Origin of the sequence: Romboutsia lituseburensis DSM 797, from assembly GCF_900103615.1 — a bacterium.
Lineage (GTDB): Bacteria > Bacillota > Clostridia > Peptostreptococcales > Peptostreptococcaceae > Romboutsia_F > Romboutsia_F lituseburensis.
Window position 1 is genome coordinate 1 of the sequence record NZ_FNGW01000020.1, and the last position, 8,501, is coordinate 8,501.

The window sequence follows — 8,501 nt, forward strand, 5'->3', positions numbered from 1 at the left end:
CATTCCGAACACAGAAGTTAAGCTCTTTAGCGCTGATGGTACTTGGGGGGCGACCCCCTGGGAGAGTAAGACGTAGCCACGTAATCTTTTTTATTGTATTTTTAAGCATCCTAAAAATTTTAGGATGTTTTTTTATGTGAAATTAAAATTTCAATAGAGCTACCTATATTATAGATCATATTCAATACTTTTATATTAAAAAAAATATATACCATTTTCGCTCAAAACTAGTCTGTAAATGCATATAAAAACATAATACAAGTAAAAAATTTATATTGCTTTGATGAAAATAAGAAGCTTTTGATGACTTTATATTGATCAACATACTATACGAATAGCTTGGACATAACAGGTTTACAAACTATAAAATAAAAAATAAATAAAAAAATTTGAATAATACTATTGAAAGTTGTTAACATATATAATATAATGAGTATCAAATAAAACAATTAGTTGAAAAGCTGAGAAGGAAATTAGTAAATAGCATTTTGTATTCAGAGAGTGAGTGGTTGGTGTGAACTCATTACAATGGTTGTTGAATCTATTCTGGAGCTGTTAATCGGATAATGATTAACCGTAAACCTACGTTACAGGACTGAGAGGATTATATTTATATATAATCAATTAGGGTGGCAACGCGGATCAAGACTTTCGTCCCTTTTATAGGGAACGAGGGTCTTTTTTTATTACCTTCAACTATTTTTAACAATTAAATAATTTTAGTTTTTATAATACATGTATTGAAAAAAACGTTATTAAAGATTTATTTAACTTAAACTAATAAAGATATTTATAACAGTAGGCGCAACTTTTATAAATAAAAAATAAATTCTATACAACTCAAAAGTGGTAAATTAGAGTAAAAAATAAAAAAATCAGGAGGAAAAAATAATGTTAGATGTTAGAAGAATAAGAGAAAACTTAGAAGATATAAAAAAAGCTATGGATAGAAGGGGAGAAAAAGAATTCAATCTAGAAGCAGTTATAGAATTAGATGATAAGAGAAGAGAGTTACTTAAAGAAGTTGAAGTAATGAAAAATGAATTAAATGTTGAATCTAAGAAGATTCCTCAATTAATAAAAGAAGGTAAAGATGTAGAAGCTGCAAAAGCTGAGTTAAAAGAATTATCTGATAAGATAAAGGCGATAGATGAAAAAGTTAGAGCTGTTGAAGCAGAAATGGAATACAATTTAATGAGAATACCTAATGTTCCTCATCCAGATGTTCCACAAGGAACTACAGATGAAGACAACGTTGAGGTAAGAACTTGGGGAGAAATACCAAAGTTTGAATTCGAAGAAAAAGCACACTGGGATTTAGGAACAGGATTAGGAATATTAGATTTTGAAACAGCTGGTAAAATAACTGGATCAAGATTTACTTTATACAAAGGATTAGGAGCTAGACTTGAAAGAGCTTTAATAAACTTCTTCTTAAATACTCATGTTGATCAACATGGATACACAGAAGTATTACCACCTTTCATGGCTAATAGAACAAGCTTTGTAGGAACAGGACAATTACCTAAATTCGAAGAAGATATGTTTAAAATAGAAGGTGTAGATTACTTCTTAGTACCAACTGCAGAAGTACCTGTAACTAACATACACAGAGATGAAATATTATCTCTAGAACAATTACCTGTAAAATACTGTGCATATACTCCATGTTTCAGATCAGAAGCAGGATCTGCTGGTAGAGATACTAGAGGATTAGTAAGACAACATCAATTTAATAAAGTTGAATTAGTTAAATTTGTTGCACCAGAAGAATCTTACAATGAATTAGAAAAATTAACTAATGATGCAGAAAAAATGTTACAAATGTTAGGATTACCATACAGAGTAGTAAGAATATGTACAGGAGATTTAGGATTCACTGCAGCATTTAAATATGACTTAGAAGTATGGATGCCAAGTTACAACAGATATGTTGAAATATCTTCTTGCTCAAACTTCGAAGATTTCCAAGCTAGAAGAGCTGGTATAAGATTTAAGAGAGATAAAAAATCTAAAGCAGAATACGTTCATACATTAAATGGATCAGGATTAGCAGTAGGAAGAAGTTTAGCTGCAATATTAGAAAACTACCAACAAGCTGATGGATCAGTAGTAGTTCCAGAAGCATTAAGACCATATATGGGTGTAGATGTTATAAAGAAAGATGAATTATAAGAAATTTTTAATATAAATTATATTTAGATAAGTAGTTTATCTAGTCTAACTAGATAAACTACTTTTTTATTTTTAATTAAATGTTTTATTTTAAGATATTTAACATGGTAATTTATTGAAATTAAAATATGTAATATAAAAAAATTAATCAACTATTTATCATAATAAGTACTAAGTATTAACAAAAATGTAGATATTATATATAAGGTAATATAAAATTTAAGTTGAATTATAAAAAAAATTATGATAATATAAAAGTGTTATAAGTTCTAGGAGGCAGTATGGAAACATCATTCTATATGAAGGAAGCATTAAAAGAAGCATATAAAGCATATGAAAAAAAAGAAACTCCAATTGGAGCGGTTGTAGTTAAAGATGGTGAAATAGTAGGACGAGGTCATAATCTTACTGAAACTTTAAATGACTGTACTGCACACGCTGAGATTTTAGCTATTAGACAAGCAGCACAAAATCTAGGTGGATGGAGATTGATTGATTGTGATTTATATGTTACTATGGAACCATGTATAATGTGTAGTGGTGCCGTTGTTAATTCTAGAATAAAGAATCTTATAATAGGAACTAAGCATATAAAAAATTCATATACAGAAATGCAACATGAATTTAAAATAGATTTTTATGAAAAAAATAACGTTAAAGTTTCTTTCGGTGTCTTACAAGATGAATGTTCTAATATATTACAAGAATTTTTTAAGACTTTAAGGAAAAGATAATAAGGAGAGGTGGTCGAGTCGGTCGAAGGCGCTCGCCTGGAAAGTGAGTATGCGTCACAAGCGTATCGTGGGTTCGAATCCCACTCTCTCCGCCAGAGGATGTTAAATTAAATATGGTTGTAATTTTGCTGTACTAGATGGGGAGATAGCGGTGCCCTGTAACCTGCAATCCGCTTTAGCAGGATTGAATTCCATCTAGAGGCTTATTTTTTGTAGGGCTGCCCTAAATAAGTGGTGTTGACGCTTAGGTCCTGCGCAATGGAAGCTCATGAACCCCGTCAGATCCGGAAGGAAGCAGCGGTAAGTGATCACTTCTGTGTGCCGCGGGGGTGCCTAAGTTGAGCTAACTGTTTAGGTAACGCCTATGAGATTAAGTCAATAGATGGTGTACAGCATTTAAATATATAAAAGATGAATCTCTTAATTTAAGAGATTTTTTTTATATTAAAATAAAGATTAATAATAGTTAAATAAAACTTTGATAATTATAATATTATAATATTTTGGAAAAGAATACATAGAAGAGATTTTTATTAAGGAGAGATAAAGAATGCATAAAGCATTATATAGAGCATATAGACCACAAAACTTTGAAGATGTTGTAGGTCAGGATCATATAACGAGAACTTTAAAAAATCAAATTGAAAATGATAATATAGGTCATGCATACTTATTCTGTGGTACTAGGGGTACAGGTAAGACATCTACAGCTAAAATTTTTGCAAGGGCAGTAAACTGTCCTAATAGTGAAAATCAAGAACCTTGTAATGAGTGTGAAGTTTGTAGAGATATTTTAAATGATAATATTATGGATGTAGTAGAAATAGATGCTGCTTCTAATAATAGTGTAGATGATATAAGAGAACTTAGAGAAAGCGTAAAATACTCACCAACTAAAGCTAAGTATAAAGTGTATATAATAGATGAGGTACATATGTTATCACAAGGTGCATTTAATGCCTTATTAAAGACGTTAGAAGAGCCACCATCATATGTTATATTTATATTGGCAACTACAGAGCCACATAAAATTCCAGCAACAATACTATCAAGATGTCAAAGATTTGATTTCAAAAGAGTAACTGTTTCAGATATGACTGAAAGAATGAAAAAAATATGTGGAGAGGAAGATATTGAAGTAGAAGAAAAAGCTTTGAACTTAATATCTAGAAACTCACAAGGAGCGCTTAGAGATGCGCTAAGTATTTTAGATCAATGTATATCTTTTGGAGATAATAAAATAGAATATAAAGATGTTGTAGAGTTATTAGGTACTGTAAATATAGAACAGTTATTTGAAATGGCACAATATATTATAGACCAAGATACAAAGCAATCACTGCAATCATTAAATGAGTTTGTAATATGGGGTAAAGATATAAGAAATTTAATAAATGATTTAATAGATCATTTTAGAAATTTAATGGTATGTAAGGTATCAACCGATTTAGATGAAATTATTTCTTTGCCTGAAGAAACAATAAAACAATTAAAATTACAATCAGATAATGTAGATGTAAATGACCTAATAAGAATACTTAATATATTATCAACTACACAAGATAATATAAGGACTTCATCTAATCCGAGAGTTTTAGCAGAGATAACTATGATGAAAATTGCTCAACCTATGTTTGATGAGAGTAAAGAAGCACTTATAAAAAGAATTGAAAACTTAGAAAAAACTATTGAAAGTGGAAATATAAAGGTTAATACTAAGGTAATAGAGAATACTATCAATAATAGTGGTGAGGCTGAAAATCATAAAAACGATTATGAAGAAGAAGTAGTCTACGAAAATGTAAAAAGTGAAGACGTTAAATTAATAGAAGCATCTTGGGCTAAAATAAGACAAGCTATAAAAGCTGATAAACAAGTACCGTTATCTGTATTATTGGGAGATGTTCATAATTTTAACGTGCATAATAATATATTATATTTAATATATAAAGATGGGTATGGTTTTGCAAAGAAAAAATTATGCGAAGAAAAAACTATTTCTTATATAGAAAAGGTAATTAGAGAAACTATAAATAGAAGTTTTAATATAAAGGTAATACTGGAGTCAGAAGTAAGAGGTATAGACTTAGAAATAAAAAATAATAAAGTAGATAAAGGCGAAGAAATTCTTAAAGAATTAGTAGGAGAAGGAATACTAGAAATAAAAGATAGTATTGAAGAAAATGGAGATAAATAGTAAATACTATTATGATATAATATTAAAATAGAATTAATAAAGTTTTAAGGAGGATTTTAATTATGGCTAAGAAAGGTTTTGGAGGCGGAATGATGCCTGGAAATATGAACAATATATTAAAGCAGGCTCAAAAGATGCAAGAAAATATGCAAAAGATGCAAGAAGAACTAGAAACTAAAGAAGTAGAAGCTTCAGTTGGTGGAGGAGCAGTTACTGTTAAGGTAAATGGTAAGAAAGAAGTAGTAGATATAAACATAAAACCAGAAGTAGTTGATCCAGATGATATAGAAATGTTACAAGATTTAGTGCTAAGTGCTGTTAACGAAGCTTTAAGAAGTGTTGATGATATGCAATCATCTCAAATGAGCAAATTAACTGGGGGAATGAATATACCAGGATTATTCTAGTAGGTGATAATATGCAAGTTTATACAGGTCCAATAACAAGACTTATAGAAGAATTTTCAAAACTTCCTGGAGTAGGAAGAAAGACTGCTCAAAGATTAGCTTTTCATGTTATTAATATGAATGATAATGATGTTGAAGCTTTATCTAAAGCAATTATAGAGGCTAAAAGGGAAATTAAATATTGTTCAGTATGTTGTAATATAACTGATACAGATCCTTGTAGCATGTGTTCAAATAAAAATAGAGATCCAGGAGTTATTTGTGTAGTAGAAGATCCTAGAGATGTAGCTGCTATGGAAAGAACTAGAGAGTTTAAAGGTCAATATCATGTTTTACATGGAGTTATATCTCCTATGGATGGCATTGGGCCAGATATGATAAAAATAAAGGAACTAATTCAAAGATTAGGAACCCAAGATGTAAGAGAAATTATAATGGCTACTAACCCGACTATAGAAGGGGAAGCCACTGCTATGTACATAGCGAGACTTTTAAAGCCTATGGGAATAAAAGTAACTAGGATAGCTCATGGTTTACCAGTAGGTGGAGACTTAGAGTATGCGGATGAAGTAACTATTTCTAAAGCCCTAGAAGGAAGAAGAGAAATATAAAAATCGAGGTATTTTCCTCGATTTTTTTGTCGTTTAATAGAAGAATTTTGTGTTAAAAAATAGAGTAAAATTATTGAACTAAAATTTTTACTAGGGTATAATTTGTTGTATATTCATTTAAAAATTTTAATAGGGGTGCAATATGAAATCAACTATGAATCTAGAAGAACATAAGGCTATGAAGGAAAAAAGACAAAAAAGTCTAAGCTCAAAAGATAAAAGCAAATTTAGTGAAAGTGACGATATGAGCTTACTGATTAAAAAAAAGCCTAAAAAATCATCAAAGTCTAGAAACTCAGAATTTAGAAATAATTATAAAAATTATCAGTATGATTATGAAGAAGATTTTTACGAGCCAAGGTATTAAAAAGATTAACTTAATTATATTTAATAAAATAGGAGCTATACTCAATTGAGTTAAGCTCCTTTTATGATTAAATAATTTTAAAGTTTAAATAACATAAATACTAATAGTTATTTTGAGGAGAAAGAATATCAACTACTAAATTTGCTATGTTTTGAGATGAATTGAATTTTCTTATAGATTTTATATTCTTTTTAAGCATATCTAGACGTGTAGAGTCATCTATTAGTACCTTTAATAAAACAGGTAAAGTATATTTTTTAGTAGTTCTAAGTGCAGCTCCACAGTTAGATAGAAAATCTAAATTCTCTTCTTCTTGGCCAGGTATATAATAAGGTACTATCATAGGAACATCTTTCAATAATGCTTCTGTAGTAGTAAGACCTCCTGGCTTTGTTATAAGAACATCAATAGAAGCTAAGATATCATTCATTTTATTTGTATATCCTAATACACAGATATTTTTATCATGAGAATGAGATGCTAGCTTTTTCTCTATTTTCTCACGTAAACTTTCATTTCTACCAGTTATAACTAATATTTGGAAATCTCTATCAATGTCTAATAACTCGTCTAAAGTCTCTTTAATATTACCGGCACCGAAACTACCGCCCATCAATAAAACTGTAAGTTTATCAGACGATAAACCTAGCTCGTTTAAAACAGTTTCTTTATCTCTATGAGATAAAAAAGATTTTTCAACTGGAATACCAAATGTTTTTACTTTATTACTATCTACACCTTCAAATACTAATAATTCTTTTACATACTCATGTCCAACTATATAATAGTTTATTTCGTTTTGAATCCACGTAGAGTGTGTTGTATAGTCTGTTAATACAGAAATCATTGGAGGCACATTAACACTAGAATTATGTTTAATAAATGTATCTCCTAAATTAGTAGAATTTTTATATGTATGACTAGATTTTTTTAAAGTACTCAATGCTATCATAGGGAATGGATGCGTACCTATAATTAAATCTGGTTGAGAATCTTTAAGAAGCTTTTTAAATTTTTGAGCCATAACAGATGTAAGCAGATTGCCTTTAAATTCATTTTTAGAAACTAAACTTGTTTCAGAAAATCTATAAACACGACCATAAGCTTTAGGTGTATAAATTGCTGATTTTTCATACCCACGAGAGATTATTTTATCCATAGTAGTATTAACTAGTTTTAGACTATCTACTATTTCGCACTTAACAGGTATTCCATCAATTGTCTTTCGCTCTAATTCTTCTTTTATAGCTCTAGCTGCTCTATTATGACCGCCACCTGTAGATGCCGACATAATTAATACCTTCTTACTCATAATAAAATCCTCCTAAAATATAGAGTTATATTGAATAATAATATTTTTTTTTGTATTATTAATTAGAATCAATAAACTTAAAAAGTTATATAGTATAAATTATATACTAATAATGAGTTAATAATAATCTAATACAATATAAAAAAAAATACAAGCATTGTAATAATCATAAAGGAGAAATAGAAATGTCTAAAATCGAAATATACACAAGTGACAGTTGTATTCAATGTGTAAAAGCGAAAGAATTTTTAAAATTAAACAATATAGAGTACATAGAACATAATATATCTAAGAATTCAGAAGCTAGAAAAGAGTTAATCGGTATGGGGTATATGTCTATTCCTGTAACTATAATAGATGGACAACATGTACTAGGGTTTGACTTAAATAGGATGAAATCACTTTTAAATTTATAATATAATAAAAATAATGAGGAATATAAAAATTTCTCATTATTTTTAATCTGAATTTCGTAATAAGATATAAAAATAATTTACCTGAATAAAAAAAAGCAGATTACATAGAATAAGCTAGAACCAAGCATATTACTTAAATAATGTTTTGTTGGAAAAAATATATAAAAAAACTTATAAAAAAGTATTGACGATATATTATTAAGATGATATAGTATTACTTGTCCTTAAGAAACGGACAAACACAAACGAAAACAACTTAAGAAAAAAAGTTGACAAAGTTAT

At 28.9% G+C, this 8,501-nt stretch carries 8 protein-coding genes, 1 tRNA gene, 1 rRNA gene, 1 other RNA gene and 1 other annotated feature; of the genes, 10 read left to right on the plus strand and 1 reads right to left on the minus strand.

Annotated elements, in window-relative coordinates; all coding sequences use genetic code 11:
- The 9 genes from rrf to BLP75_RS17785 form a co-directional block, all read left to right on the plus strand.
- Nucleotides 1–82: ribosomal RNA gene (gene rrf / locus BLP75_RS17745) — 5S ribosomal RNA — on the plus strand; the annotation flags it as partial.
- A 372-nt stretch (nt 83–454) separates the two neighbouring features.
- Nucleotides 455–662, plus strand: a binding site (T-box leader).
- Between the two features lie 229 nt (nt 663–891).
- Nucleotides 892–2,175: a serine--tRNA ligase gene (serS, locus tag BLP75_RS17750; protein WP_092727874.1), complete on the plus strand. Its 1,284-nt coding sequence runs from the start codon at nt 892–894 to the stop codon at nt 2,173–2,175.
- Between the two features lie 281 nt (nt 2,176–2,456).
- Nucleotides 2,457–2,909 (plus strand): nucleoside deaminase, encoded by a 453-nt coding sequence (locus BLP75_RS17755; protein WP_092727875.1) that lies wholly within the window; start codon nt 2,457–2,459, stop codon nt 2,907–2,909.
- Between the two features lie 3 nt (nt 2,910–2,912).
- Nucleotides 2,913–3,004: transfer RNA gene (locus tag BLP75_RS17760), tRNA-Ser, on the plus strand.
- Nucleotides 3,005–3,037: 33 nt separating this feature from the next.
- Nucleotides 3,038–3,302: signal recognition particle sRNA large type (ffs, locus tag BLP75_RS17765), an RNA gene on the plus strand.
- 157 nt (nt 3,303–3,459) lie between these two features.
- Nucleotides 3,460–5,106: a DNA polymerase III subunit gamma/tau gene (dnaX, locus tag BLP75_RS17770; protein ID WP_092727876.1), complete on the plus strand. Its 1,647-nt coding sequence runs from the start codon at nt 3,460–3,462 to the stop codon at nt 5,104–5,106.
- A 62-nt stretch (nt 5,107–5,168) separates the two neighbouring features.
- Entirely contained in the window at nt 5,169–5,513 is a 345-nt protein-coding gene (locus tag BLP75_RS17775) for a YbaB/EbfC family nucleoid-associated protein (RefSeq protein WP_092727877.1), read from the plus strand.
- Between the two features lie 11 nt (nt 5,514–5,524).
- The gene (gene recR, locus BLP75_RS17780) at nt 5,525–6,124 is read left to right on the plus strand and encodes a recombination mediator RecR (protein ID WP_092727878.1); all 600 of its coding nucleotides are present in this window, start codon (nt 5,525–5,527) and stop codon (nt 6,122–6,124) included.
- Nucleotides 6,125–6,266: 142 nt separating this feature from the next.
- On the plus strand, nt 6,267–6,491 hold the full coding sequence (locus BLP75_RS17785) for a hypothetical protein (RefSeq protein ID WP_092727879.1): 225 nt from the start codon (nt 6,267–6,269) through the stop codon (nt 6,489–6,491).
- Nucleotides 6,492–6,591: 100 nt separating this feature from the next.
- Here the strand turns inward: BLP75_RS17785 and BLP75_RS17790 are convergent, their stop codons facing one another.
- On the minus strand, nt 6,592–7,803 hold the full coding sequence (locus BLP75_RS17790) for an MGDG synthase family glycosyltransferase (RefSeq protein WP_092727880.1): 1,212 nt from the start codon (nt 7,801–7,803) through the stop codon (nt 6,592–6,594).
- A gap of 185 nt (nt 7,804–7,988) precedes the next feature.
- Here BLP75_RS17790 and BLP75_RS17795 point away from each other — a divergent pair, with 185 nt between their 5' ends.
- Nucleotides 7,989–8,219 (plus strand): glutaredoxin family protein, encoded by a 231-nt coding sequence (locus BLP75_RS17795; RefSeq protein ID WP_092727881.1) that lies wholly within the window; start codon nt 7,989–7,991, stop codon nt 8,217–8,219.
- The last annotated feature ends 282 nt before the right edge of the window (nt 8,220–8,501 follow it).